The 21,602-nt window shown below is 67.7% G+C and carries 20 protein-coding genes and 1 pseudogene; 12 read left to right on the forward strand and 9 right to left on the reverse strand.

Features of this window, described 5'->3' with window-relative positions:
- Window positions 1–59: 59 nt before the first annotated feature.
- Genes DAT35_RS38465 through DAT35_RS38480 form a run of 4 tightly spaced genes read right to left on the reverse strand, consistent with a single transcriptional unit; the run spans window position 60 to window position 3,968 of the window.
- Window positions 60–1,070 (reverse strand): VWA domain-containing protein, encoded by a 1,011-nt coding sequence (locus DAT35_RS38465; RefSeq protein WP_108074260.1) that lies wholly within the window; start codon window positions 1,068–1,070, stop codon window positions 60–62.
- Entirely contained in the window at window positions 1,045–2,064 is a 1,020-nt protein-coding gene (locus DAT35_RS38470; RefSeq protein ID WP_108074261.1) for a hypothetical protein, read from the reverse strand. Before DAT35_RS38470 ends, DAT35_RS38465 begins: the two co-directional genes overlap by 26 nt.
- Complete coding sequence (locus DAT35_RS38475) at window positions 2,061–2,942, reverse strand: DUF58 domain-containing protein (RefSeq protein ID WP_108074262.1); 882 nt, start codon at window positions 2,940–2,942, stop codon at window positions 2,061–2,063. The genes DAT35_RS38470 and DAT35_RS38475 overlap by 4 nt, the downstream gene beginning before the upstream one ends.
- Window positions 2,943–2,978: 36 nt before the next feature.
- Entirely contained in the window at window positions 2,979–3,968 is a 990-nt protein-coding gene (locus DAT35_RS38480) for a MoxR family ATPase (RefSeq protein ID WP_108074263.1), read from the reverse strand.
- A gap of 223 nt (window positions 3,969–4,191) precedes the next feature.
- Between DAT35_RS38480 and DAT35_RS38485 the strand changes: the two genes are divergently transcribed.
- The 4 genes from DAT35_RS38485 (at window position 4,192) to DAT35_RS38500 (ending at window position 7,732) form a co-directional block, all read left to right on the forward strand.
- Window positions 4,192–5,055, forward strand: a complete 864-nt coding sequence (locus tag DAT35_RS38485; RefSeq protein WP_369946307.1) for an alpha/beta fold hydrolase — start codon at window positions 4,192–4,194, stop codon at window positions 5,053–5,055.
- Between the two features lie 92 nt (window positions 5,056–5,147).
- The gene (locus DAT35_RS38490) at window positions 5,148–5,579 is read left to right on the forward strand and encodes a hypothetical protein (RefSeq protein WP_108074264.1); all 432 of its coding nucleotides are present in this window, start codon (window positions 5,148–5,150) and stop codon (window positions 5,577–5,579) included.
- Window positions 5,580–5,648: 69 nt separating this feature from the next.
- A complete protein-coding gene (locus DAT35_RS38495; RefSeq protein ID WP_108074265.1) occupies window positions 5,649–6,953 on the forward strand; it encodes a DNA polymerase beta superfamily protein in 1,305 nt (434 codons plus the stop codon).
- Window positions 6,950–7,732 carry a DNA polymerase beta superfamily protein gene (locus DAT35_RS38500; protein ID WP_108074266.1) on the forward strand — a complete coding sequence of 261 codons (783 nt, stop codon included), beginning with the start codon at window positions 6,950–6,952 and terminating at the stop codon, window positions 7,730–7,732. The genes DAT35_RS38495 and DAT35_RS38500 overlap by 4 nt, the downstream gene beginning before the upstream one ends.
- A gap of 1 nt (window position 7,733) precedes the next feature.
- Here the strand turns inward: DAT35_RS38500 and DAT35_RS38505 are convergent, their stop codons facing one another.
- Entirely contained in the window at window positions 7,734–8,615 is an 882-nt protein-coding gene (locus tag DAT35_RS38505) for a DNA alkylation repair protein (RefSeq protein ID WP_255415241.1), read from the reverse strand.
- Here DAT35_RS38505 and DAT35_RS38510 point away from each other — a divergent pair.
- From DAT35_RS38510 to DAT35_RS38535, 6 genes are all read left to right on the forward strand, one after another.
- The gene (locus DAT35_RS38510; RefSeq protein WP_108074268.1) at window positions 8,500–9,492 is read left to right on the forward strand and encodes a DUF2157 domain-containing protein; all 993 of its coding nucleotides are present in this window, start codon (window positions 8,500–8,502) and stop codon (window positions 9,490–9,492) included. The genes DAT35_RS38505 and DAT35_RS38510 overlap by 116 nt on opposite strands.
- 2 nt (window positions 9,493–9,494) lie before the next feature.
- The gene (locus tag DAT35_RS38515; RefSeq protein WP_108074269.1) at window positions 9,495–10,568 is read left to right on the forward strand and encodes a DUF4401 domain-containing protein; all 1,074 of its coding nucleotides are present in this window, start codon (window positions 9,495–9,497) and stop codon (window positions 10,566–10,568) included.
- A complete protein-coding gene (locus DAT35_RS38520; RefSeq protein ID WP_199243127.1) occupies window positions 10,565–11,071 on the forward strand; it encodes a GDYXXLXY domain-containing protein in 507 nt (168 codons plus the stop codon). The genes DAT35_RS38515 and DAT35_RS38520 overlap by 4 nt, the downstream gene beginning before the upstream one ends.
- 6 nt (window positions 11,072–11,077) lie before the next feature.
- On the forward strand, window positions 11,078–11,545 hold the full coding sequence (locus DAT35_RS38525; RefSeq protein WP_108074271.1) for an SMI1/KNR4 family protein: 468 nt from the start codon (window positions 11,078–11,080) through the stop codon (window positions 11,543–11,545).
- A 126-nt stretch (window positions 11,546–11,671) separates the two neighbouring features.
- The gene (locus DAT35_RS38530) at window positions 11,672–12,058 is read left to right on the forward strand and encodes a VOC family protein (RefSeq protein ID WP_108074272.1); all 387 of its coding nucleotides are present in this window, start codon (window positions 11,672–11,674) and stop codon (window positions 12,056–12,058) included.
- 120 nt (window positions 12,059–12,178) lie between these two features.
- Complete coding sequence (locus tag DAT35_RS38535) at window positions 12,179–13,183, forward strand: nitronate monooxygenase family protein (RefSeq protein WP_108074273.1); 1,005 nt, start codon at window positions 12,179–12,181, stop codon at window positions 13,181–13,183.
- Window positions 13,184–13,274: 91 nt separating this feature from the next.
- Here the strand turns inward: DAT35_RS38535 and DAT35_RS38540 are convergent, their stop codons facing one another.
- Both DAT35_RS38540 and DAT35_RS38545 read right to left on the reverse strand, forming a co-directional pair.
- A complete protein-coding gene (locus tag DAT35_RS38540; protein ID WP_108074274.1) occupies window positions 13,275–14,900 on the reverse strand; it encodes a GMC oxidoreductase in 1,626 nt (541 codons plus the stop codon).
- Between the two features lie 593 nt (window positions 14,901–15,493).
- Window positions 15,494–15,970: pseudogene (locus DAT35_RS38545) on the reverse strand (SMI1/KNR4 family protein).
- A 184-nt stretch (window positions 15,971–16,154) separates the two neighbouring features.
- On the opposite strand from DAT35_RS38545, the gene DAT35_RS38555 reads away from it, so the two are divergent.
- Complete coding sequence (locus DAT35_RS38555) at window positions 16,155–16,799, forward strand: DUF4291 domain-containing protein (protein ID WP_108074276.1); 645 nt, start codon at window positions 16,155–16,157, stop codon at window positions 16,797–16,799.
- Here DAT35_RS38555 and DAT35_RS38560 read toward each other — a convergent pair.
- Window positions 16,796–17,593: an AraC family transcriptional regulator gene (locus tag DAT35_RS38560; RefSeq protein ID WP_233261972.1), complete on the reverse strand. Its 798-nt coding sequence runs from the start codon at window positions 17,591–17,593 to the stop codon at window positions 16,796–16,798. The two genes, DAT35_RS38555 and DAT35_RS38560, sit on opposite strands and share 4 nt — an antisense overlap.
- A gap of 344 nt (window positions 17,594–17,937) precedes the next feature.
- Between DAT35_RS38560 and DAT35_RS38565 the strand changes: the two genes are divergently transcribed.
- Entirely contained in the window at window positions 17,938–19,980 is a 2,043-nt protein-coding gene (locus tag DAT35_RS38565) for a M9 family metallopeptidase (RefSeq protein WP_233261973.1), read from the forward strand.
- A 44-nt stretch (window positions 19,981–20,024) separates the two neighbouring features.
- On the opposite strand, the gene DAT35_RS38570 is transcribed toward DAT35_RS38565, so the two are convergent.
- A complete protein-coding gene (locus tag DAT35_RS38570) occupies window positions 20,025–21,599 on the reverse strand; it encodes an aldehyde dehydrogenase (NADP(+)) (protein ID WP_108074279.1) in 1,575 nt (524 codons plus the stop codon).
- Between the last annotated feature and the right edge of the window lie 3 nt (window positions 21,600–21,602).

Consider the following 21,602-nt stretch of genomic DNA (forward strand, 5'->3'; position numbering starts at 1 on the left):
GTAGCCGAGGAAGGTGAAGCGCCAGGGCTCCGACAGCGGCTTCAAGAGGTCCGGCAGCGTCACGGGAACACCCTCAGGAAGGTGGCGCGCAGCAGCAGCTCCAGCGCGGCCAGTCCGAAAGCCACCAGCAGGTAGTCGTGGTAGTCCTCGCGGTAGTTGGCCGAGGCCCCACCCTCCATCAGCTTGGAGCGCTCCAGCGAGTCCAGCACCTTCTGGAGGCCCTGCTTGAGGCCCTCGGGGTCGGTGGCGCGGTAGTACTCGCCGCCAGTGGAGCTGGCGATGTCCTGGAGCAGCTCGGGGTTGATGGGAATCTCCGTCTCGCGCCAGACGGTGTTGCCGAACAGGTCCGTGCCCTGGGGGAAGGGCACCTTGCCGCCCTTGCCCACGAGGATGGTGTAGACGGGGATGTGCAGCGACTTCGCCATGCTGGCGGCGTCCAGCGGGGAAATCTTCCCGGCGTTGTTGTCACCGTCGGTGATGAGCACCACCACGCGGCTCTTGGCGTCCGAGTCACGCAGGCGGTTGAGCGCGGTGGCGAGCGCGTCGCCAATGGCGGTGCCGTCCTCGAGCACGCGGGTGCGCAACTGCCGCAGCACCTCCTTGAGCACGCCGTAGTCGAGCGTCAGGGGTGCCTGCGTGTAAGCCGCGCCGGCGAACACCACCAGGCCGATGCGGTCGTTGACGCGGTTGGTGATGAACTCGGCGAGCACCTCCTTGGCCACGTGGAGGCGGTTCTGCGGGCGGAAGTCGCCGGCCTCCATGGAGGTGGACAGGTCGAGCGCCACGACGATGTCGATGCCTTCCACGCTCAAGTCCCTCACGCGCGAGTCGCGGGACTGGGGCCGGGCGAGCGCGACGATGGCGGCGGTGACCGCGAAGGCGCGCATGAAGGGCAGCATCGGCAGCATGTACGTGCGCAGGCCGCGCCCCTGCTGGGCGAGCACGTGCGCCGCGGAGAAGCGCAACGCGGCACGGGAGCGCCGCTCCCGCCAGGCCCACGCGAGGAGGACCGGCACGAGCAGCAATCCCCACAGGAATTCAGGGCTATGAAACGCGAGGTCCGGAAGCATGGGACACGGGGGCCGCCTCGGGAGGCGGTGGAGGGGGCCAGGTCTTCTCCAGCAGCTCGTAACCGAACGTGAGCGACTCGCTGCACATCTCCGGCGAGGACTCGGCCCGGGCGTACTTCACCAGGTCCGACTCGGAGATGAAGCGCATGAGCTTGTCCTCGGGCAGGCCGGGAGGGTTCTTGCGCCGCAGCTTCGTCATCAGCTCCGAGCTGGTGCACTCGAGGGCATCGAAGTCGTAACGCTCGCCCAGGTAGCCGCGGACGATCTCCGACAGCCGGAAGTAGAAGTCCTTCACCTTGCCCTGGGAGGGAAGGTTCTCGGACATGAGGACGTCCAGCGCCTGACGGGTGCGCACATCCAGGGGCTTCAGCGGCTCGACCACCGCCTTGGGGCGGTTGCGGTACTTCTGGATGAGCCGGTACGCCACCACGCCCACCAGCACGGCGGCCAGCAACCCGAGCAGCCCCCACAGGAGCATCCAGGAGCGGATGGCCACCTCGGTGGGAGGCTGGATGTCGCGCAAGTCCTCGCCCTTGGCCTGGGCGTCATCGGGCAGGGTGGAGCCCACCTCGAGGGTGCGGCCCGGGGCCACGAAGCGCTTGGGGCCCTCCGGCGTGGACACGAGGAAGGGCACGTCGGGCAGCGTGAGCATGCCCAGGTTGAAGGCGGACATCTTCAACCGGAACGTGGTGACCGCCGGCTCCTTGCCCACCTGCGGCGGCAGGCGCGACTGGGACAGCAGCTCGAAGTCCCCCAGATCCGAAGGCAGCGCCAGCTCGTAGCGCTGCTCCGACGGGTGGGTGATGACGAGCTCGTAGATGAAGGGCTCACCGACGGTGACGCGCTCGGGCTGCACGCTGGCCTGGAAACCCGAGGGCTCCACCTCCGGCAGCTTCGCGAGGGCCGGAGCGACAGCCGGGGCCGCGGCGGGTGCCGGAGCCTGGGCCAGGGCCGGCGAGACGAGGAGGAATGCGCAAAGAGCCAACCACCTCATGCCGCCATCCTCCGGGACCGGGCGCGGAAGAAGCGCACCAGGGCCATGGCATGGTCATCGCCGGTGCTCAGCTCCACGTGGTCCAGCTCCAGCTTCTTGAAGAGCCTGCGCCGCTCCTCGCGTCCGGCCTGCATGGCGCGGGCGAAGCGGCCCCGGACGAGCGGGTCGCTCGTGTCCACCACGAAGCGCTCGCCCGTCTCCGGGTCCTCCATCTCCACGAGCCCCAGCCGGGGGAACTCCTGCTCCAGCGGATCCTCGATGACCACGGGCACCAGGTCATGCTTGCGGCCCACCAGGCGCAGCGGCTGCTCGAAGCCCATGGCGAGGAAGTCCGAGATGAGGAACGTCACCGTCTTCCGGCGGGCGACCCGGTTCAGATAGGTGAGGCCCGCGGCCAGGTCCGTCCCCTTCCCCTTCGGCTGGAAGGTGAGGATGTCGCTCACCAGCCGCATCACGTGCGTGCGGCCCTTGCGCGGCGGCACCACCTTCTCCACCCGATCCGAGAAGAGGATGAGCCCCACCCGGTCGTTGTTCGCGATGGCGCTGAAGGCGATTTGAGCGGCCACCTCGGCGGCCACCTCCGACTTCGAGCGCTCGCGGGAGCCGAACTCCTTGGAGGCGGACACGTCGACGAGGAGCATCACCGTGAGCTCGCGCTCCTCGGTGAAGACCTTGACGTAGGCCTCGTTCATGCGGGCGGTGACGTTCCAGTCGATGATGCGGATTTCGTCACCGGGCTGGTACTGCCGCACCTCGGAGAAGGCCATGCCCCGGCCCTTGAAGACCGAGTGGTACTGGCCCGCGAGCATGTCCGACACCACCTTGCGGGTGCGGATCTCCAACTTGCGGATGCGGCGGATGATGTCCTTGGCGAGCACGACGCGCTCCCTGGCCTCTCCCCTGCGTGAGCCGGTTTACGGGACCTCGACGCGGTCGAAGACGCGCTGGATGAGCTTCTCGGTGGTGAGCTCCTCGGCCTCGGCCTCGTAGGTGAGGGCGATGCGGTGGCGGAGCACATCGAAGGCCACGGCCTTGACGTCCTCGGGCGTGACGAAGCCGCGGTGGCGCAGGAAGGCGTGGGCGCGGGAGGCCTGGCTCAGCGCGATGGTGGCTCGAGGGCTGGCGCCGAACTGGATGTAGTCCGCCTGGTCCTTGAGGCCGTAGCGCCCCGGCTCGCGCGTGGCGAAGACCACGTTGAGGATGTAGTCCTTCACCTTCTCGTCCATGTAGATCTGCGTGACGAGCTCGCGGGCGCGCACCAGATGCTCCAGCGCGATGACCTTCTGAGCCTGCGGGGGCTTCCCGCCGCTCATGCGGTCCATGATGACCTTCTCCTCCTCGCGCGTGGGGTAGCCGACCCGCACCTTGAGCATGAAGCGGTCCACCTGGGCCTCGGGCAGCGGGTAGGTACCCTCCTGCTCGATGGGGTTCTGGGTGGCCAGCACGAGGAAGGGCGAGGGCAGCGGGAAGGACTGGTCACCGATGGTGACCTGACGCTCCTGCATGGCCTCGAGCAGGGCCGACTGCACCTTGGCGGGGGCGCGGTTGATTTCGTCCGCGAGCACCACGTTGGCGAAGACGGGGCCCTTGCGGACGGTGAAGTTCGCCGCCTGCTGGTTGTAGATCATCGTGCCCACCACGTCCGCGGGCAGCAGATCCGGGGTGAACTGGATGCGCATGAAGGACGCGCTGATGCTGTCGGCGATGGTGCGAACCGTGAGCGTCTTGGCGAGTCCCGGCACGCCCTCGAGCAGGACGTGGCCATTGCACAAGAGGCCGATGAGGATGCGCTCCAGCATGTAGCGCTGGCCGACGATGACCTTGCCGACCTCCTGGTTGAGGAGCTCGACGAAGCTGCTCTCCTGCTGGACGCGCTCGGTGAGCGCCCGGATGTCCGTGTTCATATGTACCGTCTCGACTGTCCCTGGAGGAGGCGGGCAGCCTAGGGTGATGTAGGTACGCGGCTCAACAACGCAGTACGCCGCGCATTCCGGTAATTTCGGGAGTCTGGAGTCCACCCAGGGAGGGACCCGGAATGACCGGAAGGGGCATCCTGAAGCACATCGCGGCGGCGGACGCCAATCTTTCGGAGCGGGCGGGCAGCCCCGCCGGGCAGGAAGCGGCCCTGTGAGCCCCCGCGCCCCGGGGCCGGTGGAGACGGAGCTGCTGGGGCGGTTCGCCCCGGGGATGGCCGCCCGGATGTGCCCGGTGCCGGAAGGAGGGACGCTGCGGCTGCTCGAGGGGGGAGAGGGCGCGCCGCTGGTCCTCCTCCATGGGCGGGGGAACGCGGCGAGCATGTGGCTCCCCCTGCTCCCGGAACTGGCTCGGGAGCACCGGGTGCTGGCGGTGGACCTGCCGGGCTTCGGGTGTTCCTCGGTGCCCCAAGGACCGTGCCGGACGGCCGAGGACGGGCTGCGCTACTTCGTCGAGCCGGTGGAGCAGGTGCTGGCCGAGCTGGCGCCGGGGCCGATGACCCTGGTGGGGCACTCGCTGGGCGGGCTGGTGTCACTGGAGCTGGCGCTGCGGGGCCACGTGCCGGTGGAGCGCCTAGTGCTGGTGGACGCGATGGGACTGGGCCCGGAGATGGCGTGGGATGCGCGCCTGTTCTTCCGCGTGGGCCCGGAGCGCGTGGCGCGAGTGCTGGGACCGAGGCTCTTCAGGCGCCTCGCGCCGCTGCCGGATACGCCGGAGAACCGGCGGCTGGAGGCACTGGGTTACGAACTGCTGACGGTGCCCGGAGGAAGACCCGAGGCCACGCGGGCCTTCAACACGCTGGTGCCACTCACGGGTGGCGTGTTCCACCGCTTCGAACGCCTGGGCGAGGTGAAACAACCCACCCTGCTCTTCTGGGGCGAGCACGACACGGTGTTGCCCGTGTCACTTGCCGAGGCCGCTGAGAAGGCACTGCCTCACGCGAGGCTCGTGCGAGTGCCGGCCGGGCACAGCGCGCACCTGGAGCAACCAGAGCGCATCCTCACCGGGATGACGTAAAAACATCTCCCCTGTCGCCCCCCCAAAAACAAGTGGCCGCCATATCTCCACAACATGGCGGCCGCAGTCGCACAACGCATTGGAGCACTTTCGTGCAAGTCACAACCTGGTTCATCGCGAAAGAAGACGAGGCGGAGGCAATCGAGTCGATCGTCACGACCGAGGAGCACTCCCCGGAAGATTGGACATACATCGAGCTCCCGCTCATCGAGATGGAGTTGATGGCGCTCTCCGCCGCACTCCGGGGAACTGAAGACATCACGAGCGAACGTACCCTGGAGAAGCCGCTCGTCTTCCGGGAGGAGGACGGTCTGATCGTCGCGCGCGTGGTGGATTCCTTCATCCAGGCGCTCGCGCGGATCACGGAGGGGAACGTGCCCGACCTCGCCGATGCCTGGGCGGAGCGGACAGACCAGGAGCACCACGAGCCGGAAGAACTGCGCGAAATCCTCTCGGACATGGCGGACTTCGCGCGGCAGGCAGTGGCACACCGCAGCCCGGTGCTGTCGCTCGCCACGTTCTGACGCATGGCCGTCAGGAGTCCACACCAGTAACGTCCATGGGCACCTTGTACTCCCCTCCCGGAGGCGCCCATGACCCGCGGATCCAAGACTCCCGAACAGGACACGGCCGAGGGCTCGGCCCGTCTCCGTGGCTATGAGCAGGTGGACCGGCTCTCCGTTCCCCTGCCCCACGGCACCGAGGTGACGACGCGCGTGGAGCGCGTGGCCGGAGACCGGCGCATCCCGCAGGGCGTGGTGGGCCGCGTGGTGCGCGCTCGCGGCGGCGGCTTCGACGTGCAGGTGGTCGGCGTGGGCGAGCTCTGGTACGCCCGTGACGAGCTGGTGCCTCGCAAGCCCGGCCAGCTCCAGTTCGCGCTCCGGCGCGCCGCCACCTGGGATGCCCTGCGCCCCTGCGTGGTGCTGGAGACCGTGGTGGGCTCGCAGGCCTGGGGCCTCGCCAACGAGTCCTCCGACGTCGACCTGCGCGGCGTCTTCGGCCTCCCCCTCCCCTGGCACTTCGGCCTCGCGGACAAGGCGCGAGACCTCGTCAGCGCCGACGGCAGCCACACCTACTGGGAGCTGTCCAAGGCGGTGGAACAGGCTCTCCGGGCCGACCCCAACACCCTGGAGATGCTCTTCGTCCCCAGCGCTCGCGCCTCGGACGAGCTGGGTGAATGGCTGCTCGCCGAGCGCGAGGCCTTCGTGTCCAAGGCCATCTTCGGCAGCTTCGGCCGGTATGCCATGAGTCAGCTCGACAAGCTCACGCGCAGCCAGCGGCTCGCCGAGCACCGGGACCTGGTCATCGAGTGGTTGTGCGAGGAGCCCGCGCCGAGCCTGGACGAGGTGGCCCGGCGGCTCGCGGCCATCTCCCCGCGCGCCCACCCCACGCCCGAGGACGCGCTGCTAGCGGCCAAGACGTACCTCAAGCAGCTCTACCGCTCGCTGTGGGACCAGGGCCTCATCGAGGCCAACGACTTCGCCGCCCTCACCCGCTATGCGCGGGGCGGCGGCCAGCGGCCTCCCAGCGCTCGTGAGCTGCGGCCGAAGAACGCCTACAACCTGCTGCGCCTGGTGGTGCTCGCCACCGGGTGGCTGCGGGAGGGGGTGCCCACCTTCGAAGTCACCGGCACCTACAAGGCGCGCATGTTGGACATCAAGGCCGGACGCGTCCCGCTGGAGGAGGTGCTGCGGGATGCCGAGGCCCTCGCACCGGAACTGGAAGAGGCCCACCGCACCAGCAAGCTGCCGCAGCTCCCGGACTACGGGCGCGCGGACCGTCTGCTGCGGCGCGTGGGCGAGGAACTGGCGCGGCGCTGGGTGCTCAAGGAGCCCGGGCCGCTCGGCCGCGATGCCCCCGCGCCTCCGGCCGTCGAATGGAAGGAAGAAGAGTCATGACGGACAACCTGATGACGGAGCACCAGACCCGGGTGGTCGACCGCGTGCTCGACGAGGAGTCCGCGCGCCGGAACCACCTCGTCGTGTCCCTCTCGGGCGCGCACGCGTACGGCTTCCCCTCGCCCGACAGCGATGTGGACCTCAAGTGCGTCCACGTCACCCCCACCGCCCACCTGCTCCGCCTGGAGCAGCGCGGCCCCGTGTCCGCCGAGCGTCTGGAGGTGGTGGACGGCGTCGAGGTGGACTACTCGTCCAACGAGCTCGGCTCCGTGCTGCACGGCGTCCTCCAGGGCAATGGCAACTACGTGGAGCGGCTGCTCGGAAGCCAGACCCTGCGCGGCTCGGCCGAGCTGGAGTCCCTGCGTCCCCTGGTGCGCCGGGTGTTGTCGCGGCGTCTGCACAGGCACTACCGCGGCTTCGCCCACGGCCAGCTGCGCGAGTGGGAGAAGACGGGCTTCCGCTCCACCAAGAAGCTCCTCTACGTGCTGCGCACGACGCTCACCGGCACCCATGCATTGCTCACCAGCGAGGTGGTGATGGACCTCACCGCGCTGATGGACCGCTACGGCTTCGGCGAGGCGGGTGAGCTCGTCGCCTGGAAGCGCCGAGGTGAGCGCAGCGATCTGCCCGAGGCCCTCTCCGAGCACTGGCGTGGACAGGTGGGACGGGCCTTCGAGCGGCTCGACTCGGCCTGTGAGCGCTCCGTGCTCCCGGAGGACCCCGCGGGCGCCGAGGACCTGGAGGCATGGCTGCTCGAGCTGCGGCGCTCGCGGTTCTGAGTCAGGGACGCTTCATGTAGTGCTCGCGCTTCTCCTTGGGGAACTTCTCGATGGCGTAGCGCAGCATGGTCCTCGGCATCTTTCCGGCATGGCGGTCGAGGAAGGACTCCTCGGTCGCCATGTCCCTGTTGCCCACCTCGCGCAGCATCCAGCCCACCGCCTTGTGCATGAGGTCGTGCTTGTCGTGGAGCAGGACCTCCGCCAGCTTCAGCGTGTCCGTGAACGCTCCTGCCCGGATGAACGCCTGGGTCGCCAGGATGGCGATGCGCCGCTCCCACAGCACCGGCGAGCGCGCGAACTCGTAGAGCAGTGGCTTGAGCTCGGGATGCTCGAGCAGATACGCGCCGATCACCCGGGGCGCCACCGTATCCACCAGGTCCCAGTTGTTCAGCCCCGCCAGGTGCTCGCGGCAGAACAGGAAGAGGCGCTCGCGTCCGGCCTCGTCTGCCCGATCGAACTGCTCCACGAGGATGAGGAAGCCGGTGAGCCGGTGCTCGTGGACCTTGCTCCGCAACAGCTCGCCCACCTGCGCCTGGGGAAGGGTCTTGTGGCGCCGGGCGATCCTTCGCTGCTCCGGTACGGTCACGCCGATGAACACGTCCCCCTCCGCGTACTCCCCGGGGCCCGTCTTGAAGAACTTCGGATAGAAGGCGGCCTTCTCGGGGTCGGCCACGCGTGCCAACTCGTCCTGGATGCTTTTGGCTGAGGCGGTACTCACGCGCGGGAGTCTGGCCGGGACAGGGCCCGAGAGGCTAGCTTCCTCTGCCGTGTCCTCCGATCTCCTCGACCTCGCCGCCACGCCCGAGCGCCTCCGCGCACTCGCCGATGCCGGTGTCCTGACGCCCCCGGACCTGGAGCGCGCCCTGCGGCTCGCCGTGGCCACTCCGGAGCGCCCCGCCTGGCGGCGCTTCCTGTCCACCGTGCTGCTGGGCTTCGGCTCGCTGCTGGTGCTCTCCGGCGTCATCTACTTCTTCGCCTACAACTGGGCGGCCCTCCATCGCTTCGGAAAGATGGGGCTGCTGCTGGCGGCCATCATCGCGGCGTCCGTCGCGGCCTGGCGCCTGGGCGAGGGACTCGCCGGACAGTTCGCCCTCCTCTTCGCGGCGGTGCTCGTGGGCCCGCTGCTCGCCGTCTACGGGCAGGCGTACCAGACGGGCGCCGACCCCTATGAGCTGTTCCTCGGGTGGAGCCTGCTCGTCCTGCCCTGGGTGGTGCTCGCCCGGTTCGAGCCGCTCTGGTTGCTGCTGCTCCTCCTCGTGGACACGGGCCTGTGCCTCTTCTGGGTGCAGGTCGCCGACGGCGAGGGCACCACGCTGCTGTTGGTGCTCTCGCTGGTGAACGGCGGGGCCTGGCTGGCTCACGAGCTCCTCGCGCAGCGCGACATCCCCTGGTTGCACGGCCGTTGGCTGCCCCGGGTGCTGGCGGTGATGACCCTGGCACCGCTGGTCTCGTTGGCGACCTACATGGTGGCCGCGCCCCGCGAGGCGGATACCGCGAGCCGCGTGGCGCTCGGCCTGCTCCTGGCGGTGATGGCCGCCGTGTACTTCTTCCACCGTCAGGTGCGCTCCGAGCTATTCCTCCTCACCCTGGACGCGGTGAGCGCGATGACGCTCATCACCACCTTCATCGGCCGAGTCCTGTTCCGCTCGAGCCACGACGAGGTGGGCATCTTCCTGGTGATGGCGCTGCTCATCATCGGCGAGGTGGGGCTCGCGGTCTGGTGGCTTCGCGCCGAGTCGCGTGGCCAGGAGGAGGTGTAGCCATGGCGCTCAAACCCTCGCTCCGGGATGTGCTTCCCGCCGAGCTGCAGGACAGGGCGCTCGCCGCCCTCGCATCCCGCAAGGATGCCACCACCGGCATGCCCTGGTTCGTGCGCGTCCTCACCGGATTCGGCGCATGGCTGGCCTCCCTGTTCCTGCTGGCGTTCCTCTCCCTCGGCGTGGTGGTGGGCAAGGAGATGGGTGCCGTCGTCCTGGGCCTGCTCCTCACCGGAGCTGCCGCGGCCCTGCGCCGCACGGGGAACAACGTGTTCCTCACCCAGCTCACCTTGTCCACCGGACTGGCGGGACAGGGCCTCTTCATCGGCGGCGTAGGGGCCCTCACGGAGAGCGCGGAGGCAGCGGCACTCGCGACCTTCGGCATCCAGGCGGTGCTGCTCTTCGTCTATCCGGATGCCATCCAGCGCTTCCTGTCCGCCCTGTTCGGAGGCCTCGCACTGCTGGTGCTGCTGCGCCTCACCACCTCCGGTGTGCTGGTGGACGTGGCCCTGGTGGGCCTCACCGTGGCCGCGCACCTCCTGTTCCTCCACCAGGGCCGGCTCCAGAGTGAGACGTGGGGTGCACTCGTGACACCCGCGGCCTTCGGGCTCGTCACCACGCTCCTGTCGACCTTGGTGATGCGCTCCTGGTTCCATGACTTCTACGGGGAGATCTTCCGCCACGGCGCGGCGGAGCTGCCCTCTGGCGTGCTGACGATGGGGCTCGCCGTGGTGACGCTGTACTCGGCCTGGCGCGTGCTGGAGGAGACGGGCGCCGAGCCCGGTGGCATCGCGGGAGTGACGGCCTTCGCCGCGCTGGGGCTCCTGGCCATCCTCACGTTCCAGACGCCCGGTGTCATCGCCGCCACCGGCGTGCTCTTGCTCGGCTTCCACCGGCGCAGTGTGGTGCTGCTGGGCATGGCCGTGGTCTTCATCCTCGTGTTCGGCGTCGGCTACTACTACGACCTTCAGCTCACGCTGCTGGCCAAGTCGCTCGCGCTGCTGGGCGGCGGACTGGTGCTGCTCGGCCTGCGACTCTTCATCCTGCGCCGCTTCCCCGCGGCCGAGGAGGTGCGCTGATGCGCGCCCGCGTCATCTTCGGTGGGCTCGCCCTGGTGGTGGTGGCCCTGGTGGTGCTCGTCGTCCGCAAGGAGCAGGTCCTGGCCCAAGGCACGCCCCTGCTGCTGGAGCTTGCCCCGGTGGACCCCCGCTCGCTCATGCAGGGCGATTACATGGTGCTCGACTACGCCATCAGCCGCGAGGTGCGGAAGTCCGAGGACACGTTCGACACGCGCCCGGAGGAAGGTCGCCTCGTGCTCCGCCTCGACGAGAACGGCGTGGGACGCTTCGTTCGCCGAAACACACCAGGCACGCCGCTCGCCCCGGGAGAGCTGTTACTGCGCTACAAAGTGCGCAAGGGACGCGTCCGCCTGGGCGCGGAGTCCTTCTTCTTCCAGGAGGGCCATGCGGATCGCTACGACGGAGCGAAGTACGGGGAGCTGCGCGTGGCCGGTGACGGCTCCAGCGTGCTCGTGGGTCTGCGGGACGCCGAGCGCCAGCCGCTCGGCCGTGCGGTTCCGTGAGCCCCTATGGAAAATCTGCTCGAAGAGCTTTCCCGTCATCACTTCCCCAGTCCTCCCGCTTCCCCTGAGCAGATTGAAGCATTTGAGAGGCAGCACGGGTGGCGCCTGGATCCAGATCTGCGCGCATTCTACCTCCACTGCAATGGGGCAACGCTCTTCGAAAGACCAGACTCGCCTTGCCGAGTCCGCGCGTTGTCCCAGATTCGCCGAGCCCGCGTCGATATGCGCGGCTCAGACACAGATGAGTGGGGCCCGGCCTCCTGGTATGTCATCGCAGATCTCCCCGATAACGATCGCATCATCATTGACGTGAGCACACCGCTCAACGGCCGCTATCCCATCATTGACGGCTTCCATGAGGCCATGTTGAATCCGGAGGAGTGCAAGCGCATTACAGGCTCCTTCTCTCAGTTCCTTGAGCAGATACTGCGTCATCAAGGACGAGCGTTCTGGTTGAGTCCTCCCGCGGGTTGAGCCTGTCCTGAACGTGCGCCAAGAGTTGCTCGAAGCGAGCCACTGGAGAATCTGCGCGGGCGAAATCTGACGGACAGCCCCTCAACAGAAAAGATGTGGGCCTTTCGATTCACCCCAGGAGGATTCATGCATCGCAGCCGGCTCTGTGCCTTTGTCATTGACTGCAAGACCGACGACATCAACGTAGCAACGACCTTCTGGAGCAAGGCCCTCGGCAGGCCCGTCGTGCCCCATACTCCCGAGGTTGACAACTACCGCGAACTTTCGGCGGGAGACGATGAACCGATGCTCCTCCTCCAGAAGGTGGACCATCCCGGCCGTATCCATCTGGACATCGAGACCGACGACATCGAGGCCGAAGTGAAACGGCTCGAAGCGCTCGGTGCGAAGCGGGTGGAGTTCGTCAAACGCTGGTGGGTGATGGAGGCACCGACGGGTCAGCGCTTCTGTGTCGTCCGGCCCCAGCGCGGCCCCCTGGAGTCCCGCGCCAACGAGTGGAGTGGTGAGGAATGACAGACACGCGCCCCGCGCCGCTCACTGCCCGAGCGACTGGGGCAACGGCTGAGTACTTTTCCTGAGCGCAGCTCGAGAGCGTTTCGCCTTCCTGGGCGAGGAGTGGAGGAGGACCCCGTGATGAAGACCCGGATCACCCAACAGTACGGATTGGACGTTCCCATCATCAGCGCCGGTATGGCCTTCGTGGCAGGGCCTCCGCTCGCGGCTGCGGTGAGCAACGCCGGAGGAATGGGCACGCTGGGTGGGGCGATGCTCCCGCCCCCAGCCCTGGGCGCCATGGTTCGGGCGACCCGGGCGCTGACCGCGCGCCCCTTTGGCGTGGATCTCATTGGCAACTTCGTGGAGGACGCCCACATCGAGGTGCTGGCCGAGGAGCGGGTGGCAGTGGTGGTGTTCTTCTGGACATTGCCCCTGCGCGCGCACGTGGAGCGGCTACGGAGCGCGGGCACGCGGGTGTGGATCCAGGTGGGCTCGGTGGCGGAGGCGCGCGAGGCGGCGGCACTGGGAGTCGACGCGATCATCGCGCAGGGGGAGGAGGCCGGCGGCCACAACCGGGCGGAGGCGAGCACCTTCGCGCTGCTGCCGGCGGTGCGGGCGGCGGTGGAGCCCGTGCCGGTGATCGCCGCCGGGGGAATCGTGGATGGCCGGGGTCTGGTGGCGGCGCTGGCGCTCGGCGCGGAAGCGGTGTGGTGTGGCACCCGCTTCCTGGCCAGCCAGGAGGCGCAGGCCCATGACGAGTACAAGCGCCGGGTGCTGGCCGCGGGAGTGGGCGACACGGTGCGCACGACGCTGTTCGGCCCCGAGTGGCCCGGTCAGTCCATGCGCGTGCTGCGCAACCGCGTGGTGCGCGAGTGGGCCGGGCGGGAGGCCGAGGCCCTGGCGCTGCAGGCGACCGAGCCCATCGGCCATACCGAGATGGGAGGTCAGCGCGTGCCCATGCCCCGGTTCTCCGCACTCCTGCCCACCGTCCAGACCGAGGGGGACTTCGAGGAGATGAGCCTGACGGTGGGCGAGGCGTGCGGCAACGTGCACGAGTTGCGCCCGGCGGCCACCCTCGTCACGTCGATGGTGGCGGAAGCCCGCGAGGTGCTCGCCGCGCTCGTGCGGAGCGCGGGCTCGTAGTCACAGGCCCCGGCGGGGTGCGTCCAGGAGTCCATGGATGATCGAGGCGCACTGTCCCCGTCGAAGCTCGGCGAGGAAGACGGTGTCCGGGCTACGCCAGGTCGGTGGCGATGATCTTCGCCATGTTGCGTTCGGCGAGTGCGGTGATGGTGACGAACGGGTTCACGCCGATGCTGCCGGGTACCAGAGAACCGTCCATGACGTACAGGCCGGGATACCCGGGCAGCCGACCGTAGTTGTCGGTGGCCTTGTTCAGCACGCAGCCGCCGAGCGGGTGGTAGACGAAGTCGTCACCCCAGGTCTTGTAGGCACCGAACAGGTCGGTGCGGTAGACGGTGCCAGCCTTCTTGTTGATCGCATCGAACACCCGCCTGGCCGCGTCAATCGATGGCTGGGCGTAGGACGTCTGCCAGGAGAGGTCGACCTTGCCCGTCGAGGAGTTGAAGGTGAACCTGGCCCGGTTCGGGTTCTTGGTGATCGCCAGGTAGAGGTTGATCCAGAGTTCCGTGCCGGCCGGGAACGGGGCGATCTCGGCGAACACGGGACCGGCCGTGTCGGCCCAGTTGTCGATCCCCATGGTGGGCATGCCCGACTGGAGCGAGCCGGTGAGGTCCAGCCCGGCCCGCCCGACCATCACGTTGCCGTTGTTGCCCCATTCCTCACCAACCGCCGAGGGCAGGTTGGGCAGCTTGCCCTGGGCCCGCATCGACACCAGCAGCTTGCTGGTGCCAATGCTGCCGGCCGCGAAGAATACCCGGTCCGCGGTGACGGTCTTGGTGGTGACAGTGTTACCTGAGGTGTCGATCTGGGTGATGTCGACCGTGTAGCCTCCACCAAAGGCAGGAGCGACGGCGGTCACGATGTGCAGCGCCGAGATGGTGAGCCTGCCAGTGGCGGCCGCCGCGGCGAGATATGTCTTGTCCAGCGACTTCTTCCCGTAATTGTTCCCGTAGATCACCTCGGAGGCCAGCGCCGAACGGGTCACCTCGTTGGCCGCCTCGCGTTTCATGTAGTCGAAGTCGTAGACGTTGGGCACGAAGGTGGTCGCGAACCCGGCGTTCTGCGCCCGCATGCGGCTCACCCGCGCGTACTGGTAGCAGTCGGAGGTCTCGAACCAGGCGGAGTCGATGTGGTTCACCCCGAGGGTGGCGTTGGCGCGTGGGAAATAGATGTCATACATCTCGTCCGAGTCGACCGACGGCAGTACCTCTTCGAAGTAGCTCCGCCTCGGTGTGACCGCCATGCCGCCGTTGACCAGTGAGCCGCCCCCGATGCCGCGGCCCTGGTAGACCCGGATCCCGCCAAACGCCTCCGAGTCCAACACACCGGTGTGCCTGGGAATGTTCTTGTTGACGTCGATGCCCATGAAGTAGCCAACCGGCTGGTCGGTCCTGGTCCGCAGCCAGTAGGACCGGCCGTCGGGGTTGAGCATGTCGCAGAAGATCTTGCCGTCGGAGCCGGGGGTGGTCCAACTCTGCCCCATCTCGACGATATGCGTGTTGATGCCCGCCTGTGTCAGTCGGAGCGCGGCCACCGCCCCGCCGTACCCGCTGCCGATGACGAGCACCGGTACGTGAGCCCCGTTGGCGAGGGCCGTCCCGGCGGCGACCGCTGCCCTGGTCGCCAGCGAGGGAAACGCGAGAGCACCAAGAGTGGAACCGGTTCCGATGAGGAATCGGCGACGGGAGATACGGGCAGAATCACTCACAGGACGCATCAATCGACACCTCCGTGATTCATATCACCCCGCTGCCCTGGGGCGAAAAGTGAGATTCTTTATATAATCCAAATCAGCGCCCACCTCTGAGCTGGCAGGCCGCAGTGTGCAACATCAAACATCACCCATGAAAACGCAGTGATCGACCACCCATGTCATCAACGGCAAAAAATTACACGTTCGGAGCCGTCATCCGCTTGAAAGGCATCGCACTGCTGCGTTGGTCGCCACCTCAGAACTCTGTGCGTTGAGTTGGCTCCGGTCTCGTCATCCGGTGCTTCCGGTGCTCCCCTCCCATGGCCAGGGCCAGGGGGCGAGCTCCGCCTTGCTCTCCCCGGCCTGCCAAGCCGCAATGACGCGCTCACGCAGGTCGTGCGAGTGCCCGTAGGACATGTCCTTCTGCCCTCCTACGGGCTCAACACGCCCCGCCTGCTCAGCTCATCCCAGCTACACTGTAACACCTTCGTTCGCACCGAGCCGTGCCCCTGCGCCAGGAGGTGCATGGTGGCGCTGGAGAGTCCTACGCTACGGGTGGCACTCTCGTTCTCTCGTTCTCCGCCGGAGGCATTTTCCTTCTAGGAGGGCCAACGAGCTCACTTCTTCCCCAGCCAGTACACGGGACGTTGAGATCGCATTGCCGACTCCAAGAACTCCGAAAAGGAGCTAGCGACTGGCCCTCAGTACTCCGGGTTCGGCCACGCCTCATGGTAGCCGTCCATCAGGGGGTAGCGGCCATTCTCCTGTCGGCTCACGTCCACAAGGACGTAATCCCCGTCCTGTACGTCGCAGAGGGTGAACATCGAGGCGGGGCCCCACTTGTCATCATCCTCACCATAGATGGCCACTCGCGCTCGAACGATCTTGGACAGCGGGAGGATGCGATAGGGAGTGTCCGGCAACCGTTCAATCAACTCCGCCCCGTTGCAATGCAGGTAGAAGGCCCGCAGGTCCGGGTCCAGCTTCCAGCCTACCCTCCGCTCGAACTCCTCGATCTCCTTGGGTGTGGCGGGCGGATACGGGAAGTGGTCGTGCGAGACCTCTTCGAGCAGGCGACTCATGGGCGTGGCCATCGTCAATTGTCCGTGTAGGGCAGGTCGGGTCCCACTGTATTCCAGGGTGACTGGCCGCTGTAACAAGCGGGATAGGACGTGGAATACATGTTGTGGACGCCCGGCTGCGCGGGGAAGACGTCATTTCGACGGGATACCTGATGGGGTTCGAACCGCCGAAGCTGTAGGCTCGTGCAACCCAAACATGCCCCTCATTACCGAGTCATACGCCGCCCAGCATGCACGCTGGCCCGCCACGGGCCGGCACATCCTCGCCCAGCACGATGAGCGGTCCGTCGTCGTCTATCAGGCCTATGCGCCGCGCATCGGCCGCTTCGCCGCGGAGCACCGCTTCTTCGGCGGTGACTTCAAGCTGACCCGCATGAGTTGGATCAAACCCAACTTCCTCTGGATGATGTACCGCTGCGGCTGGGCAACGAAGACGGACCAGGAGACGGTGCTCGCGGTGTGGCTCCGCCGCGAGGCCTTCGAGTCCGTGCTCGCGCAGGCGGTTCATTCCAAACACGTCCCCGAGGTGTATGGCTCGCACGAGGCCTGGCGGGAGCAGGGCGCCCGCTCGGATGTGCGGCTACAGTGGGACCCCGACCACTCCCCCACCGGTGCTCCCCAGCAACGCCGCGCCATCCAGCTCGGCCTCCAGGGAGAGACCCTCCGGCGCTACGCGAAGGAGTGGATCCTCGACATCGAGGACATCACTCCCTTCGTTCGCGAGCAGCGCGAGCACATCGTCAATCATCGTCTCGGGGAGCTCATCACCCCGCGTGAGACGGTATTCCAGCCCGGGGACGAGGCCACGGTGCGGCGTCTGGGGTTGGATGCGCCGTCCTAGCCTCCCTGCCGTAGGAGCTGCCGGTACTGGCGCGGGCTCAGGCCCGTAATCTGCTTGAACTGGCGCGACAGCGCGCTCTGGTCGCAGAACCCCACCGCCAGGGCGATGGCCGCGATGGGCTGCTCGGAGCCGGACAGCATCTCCGAGGCCACATCGATGCGCGTCTTCATGATGAACTGCCCCGCCGAGAGCTGGAAGATGCGCTGCATGCGCCGCTCGAACTGCGCCGCGGACATGCCCGCCCGCCGGGCCAGTGAGTCGATGCGCAACCGCTCGCCATAGTTCGCCTGGATATGGTCGATGGTGGCGGCGAACCGCTCGTCCACCATTCCCGCCCGGCCGGGCTCGTGCACGTCCCTCGAGAGACACGCCAGCCCCATCACCGCTCCCGACGCATCGAACAGCGGCACCTTGTTCGTCAGGCACCAGCCCGGCTTGCGGTTGTTGAAGAGCGTCAGGTCCAGGTTGTCCACGAGCGGGCGGCCCGTGCGGAAGACCTGCTTGTCCTGCCGCACATAGCGGTCCGCCATGTGCCGGGGGAAGAGTTCGTGCGCGGTGCGCCCCACGCCCTCCGCCTTGCTCTTCAACCCGCAGCGTTCGGCACACGCCTCGCTAATGCACACGTAGCGCCCGTGGATGTCCTTCACCGAGAAGACGATGTCCGGGACTCGGTCGAACAGCGCCTCCGCGAAGAACGGGTTCGCCACCCGCTCCATGAAGCCGGCCCTCCAGGTCTCCAGTTCCTCGCGCGGCGTGAAGTCTCTCTGTGCGGTGCGTTCGGTGATTTCCATCATCTTCTCGGTGGGAAGTCACAAGATGGCCGGCGGCCGTATCTCTACTCTGTGACTCGGCGTGAAGTCACGCCGGTGTCACCCGGCACGTGCGTGTGGAAGGAGTTGGGGGGCCACGGGGAGGGCTGACATCGAGATGCACGTTCACCTACCACCGAGGAGCAGGAACCATGGGCAGTGTTTTCACCGCTTGGAGACGGTGTTGTACCGCATGGACGTTCTGTCTGGCCCTTGTGGGACTCGAGGCCTTCGGCGCGGCCCCACCCCCATCCCCAGCTCCGGCCCTCCAGGCCCACGCGCGGCCTCCCGCCCACGAGCGCATCCTTCCGGAACAGCGCCAGCCGGACGTGTCCCCTGAGCAGATGCGCGAGGCCCATACGCCCTCGTCGCGCAGGAGCGCGCTGCTCGCGGCGTGTGATACCAGCGCCTTCGCATCCGCCAGCGGCACCTCGCTCGTCACCCTGGTGAAGGGCTCGGCGGTGGACTGCGTCAACGAGTTGTTCGGGCTGACCGGAACGCGCGCCGGGCAGGTGTTCGGCGAGAGCAAGATGGTGACCATCGCCAACGCACTCACCGCGAGCGCGCAGCAGTACCCCGGGAACAACAGTGGCAGCACGTTGCAGCTCATCCTGTTCCTGCGCGCCGGATACTACGTGCAGTACTACCACTCGGGCGATGTGGGCAGTTATGGCTCGGCGCTGAGAGGGGCCATCCGGCCGGCCCTGGCCGCCTTCGTCGCCAACAGCCACTTCCACGACGTCAACGACGCGCATGGGGACGTGCTCAGCGAGTTCATCATCCTCATCGACAGCGCCTCGGAGAACGCGCTCCACCTGGGCACCTTCCAGTCGCTCCTGGACCAGTTCAACGATGGGTTCCTGTCCTACTGGGGAATGCGCGCCGCCACCAACAGTGTCTTCGTCGGCCTGTTCCGCGGCCACTACAACAGCGACTTCGTGGCCCTGGTGCAGAAGGATCCGTCCATCACCGACACCTTGAGCGGCTTCATCTCGCGCAACGAGCACCTGCTGGGGACCGATTTCCAATACCTCCAGGTCAACGCCGTACGCGAGCTGTCCCGCTTCCTGCAATACACTGGCGTGCTCCAGGACAAGGTGCGCCCGAAGGTCAAGGCGATCCTTGATGGCCATGCGATGACTGGCTCGGGCGCGGGAGTGTGGGTGGGTGCCGCCGAGATGGCGGATTACTACGACGGAGGCAACTGCGCCTATTACGGCATCTGCAACTTCCGGCCCGCGCTGGAGCAGGCCGTGCTGACGGTGAGTTACCCCTGCAGCTCCACCCTGCGCATGCGTGCCCAGGACATGAGCTCCACGGAGCTGAGCCAGAGCTGCGCGCAGCTCGCCACCGAGGAGACGTACTTCCACGACAAGCTGAAGAGCCGCCGCGTGCCCGTCGCCAATGACAACAACACGGCGCTGGAGATGGTCATCTTCAACAGCAGCCAGGATTACCAGACCTACGCCGGGGTGCTGTTCGGCATCGACACCAACAACGGCGGCATGTACCTGGAAGGGGACCCCGCCACTCCGGGGAACCAGGCCCGGTTCATCGCCTACGAGGCCGAGTGGGTTCGTCCCCGGTTCCAGATCTGGAACCTGGAGCACGAATACATCCACTACCTGGATGGCCGCTTCGACATGAAGGGGGACTTCGGGGTCAGCACCAGCCAGCCGACCATCTGGTGGATTGAAGGCCTGGCCGAGTACATCTCGAAGAAGGACGACAACGCCGATGCCGTCTCTCTCGGCTCCAGCAAGACCTTGCAGCTCAGCCAGCTCTTCCGGAACGACTACAACAGCGGTGTGGAGCGCGTCTATTACTGGGGCTACCTGAGCGTGCGCTTCATGTTCGAGCGCCACGCCGACCAGGTGGACACGATGCTCGCCCAGTTCCGCGGCGGCGACTACACGGGCTACCGGCAGTACCTGGATGGGCTCGGCACCTCGCATGATGTGGAGTTCCACGAGTGGATTGACTGCGTCGCGACCGCCACCGACCCCCGCACGTGCGCGAACCCGACGCCGAGCCCCGGCGTCCCCTGCACGGATCCCAACTCCATGGTGCTGGGCAATGGCTGCTACCGGGGCAACCTGGCCTCGAATGACGTGCTGTACTTCTATCTGTGGGTCCCCTCCGGCGCCCGCAACCTGCGCTTCCAGATGAGCGGGGGCACGGGCAACGCCGATATGTACATCCGCGCCGTCCAATGGCCGACCACCACCACGTATGACTATCGGCCGTACCTCCCTAACAACGAGGAGACGGTGGACATCCCCAACCCCGCGGCCGGTAACTGGTTCCATGTGATGCTCCGCGCCCGTGCTCCGTTCTCGGGTGTGAGGCTCGAGGCCCGCTTCGACGGGTGACCCTGGGCCCCGTCCCAGGTGGACTTCCGAGCCACCTGGGACGTTCACCCCCGCTTCAGCACGCCATCCACCGTGCGCCAGAGGTTCAGGGGGTTGGACTCCCGCAGCTCCGGGAGCAGCAGCGCGTCCGGCACATCCTGGAAGCACACCGGCCGGGCGAAGCGGCGGATGGCTCCGGTGCCAACCGCGGTGAAGCGGCCATCCGAACTCGCAGGATAGGGCCCCCCATGCACCATGGCCGCACAGACCTCAACGCCCGTGGGCACTCCGTTCACCAGCACTCGCCCGGCCCGATCCGACAGCACGGGCAGCAGCTCCGCAGCCAGCACATGGTCTCCCGCCTCCACCATCAGCGTCGCGGTGAGCTGTCCCTCCAGGTGCCCGGCCACCCGGGCCAGGTCCCCGACGGCTCTCGCGTGGGCCACGATGGCGCAGCTTCCGAACACCTCCTCGGTCAGCGCCGACTCCGACAGCAGGGCGTCCAGCTCCACCTCGAACAGGGCGGGCACCGCATAGGCGGCCCGGGACTCGCCCCCCACCTTCTGCCGTGTGTCCGGGCGCGCGGCGAGCCGGGCCACTCCCTCACGGAAGCGCTCGGCGATGCCCGGGGTCAGCATGGGCACCGCCGGTGCGGCCCCGAGCCGCTCGGCCAACCGCGCACGGAAGGCTTCATGACCCTCGCCTCCCGCCGTCACGATGAGCCCCGGCGAAGTGCAGAACTGGCCCGCGCCCAGCAACACGGAGGCGGCGAGCTGCTCGGCCAGCGCCTCGGAGCGCGCTGCCAGGGCGCCGGGCAGGATGAACACGGGATTGATGGAGCCCATCTCGGCGAAGACGGGGATGGGAACCGGACGGGCGGCGGCGAGCTCCATCAGCGCGCGGCCACCGGCCCGAGAGCCCGTGAAGCCCACCGCTCGGATGGAGGGGTGCCCCACCAGAGCTCGGCCCACATCGATGCCGGCATCGAACAAGAGCGAGAACACCCCTTCCGGAAGACCGCAGGCCTCCACGGCCTCGCGCAGGGCCAGGCCCGCACGCTCCGAGGTCGCCGGATGGGCGGGATGGGCCTTGGCGATGACCGGGCAGCCCGCGGCGAGCGCCGACGCGGTGTCGCCCCCCGCTACGGAGAAGGCGAGCGGGAAATTGCTCGCGCCGAACACCGCCACCGGCCCCAGCGGGCGGAGGACGGAGCGCAGGTCCGGTCTGGGCACGGGACGCCGCTCCGGCAACGCGTGGTCGATGCGGGCATCCACCCAGCTGCCCTCCTCGAGCAGCCGGGCGAACTGCCGGAACTGGTTCGCGGCGCGTCCGAGCTCACTCTGGATGCGCGCGGGCGGAAGGCCCGTCTCCCGAGGCGTGACGGCCAGGAAGTCGGCCTCGGCCGCGAGCAGCGCCTCGGCCGTGCGCTCCAGGAACACGGCCCGTTGCCGGGATGACAGGGCGGCGAAGAGCGGCGCGGCCTCCTGCGCGAGCCGGCAGGCCCGTTCGACTTCGTGAGGCAGAGCACCATGGTAGCGGGGCTCCAGCGCGGCGCCTTCCGCCGGATCCCAACCGTTGAAGGTCTCGCCACCCGGCTCGCCTCGCCCGGCACCAATCAGAGACAATCCCATCCATTTCATGCC

It is taken from the genome of Vitiosangium sp. GDMCC 1.1324, from assembly GCF_003044305.1.
Lineage (GTDB): Bacteria > Myxococcota > Myxococcia > Myxococcales > Myxococcaceae > Archangium.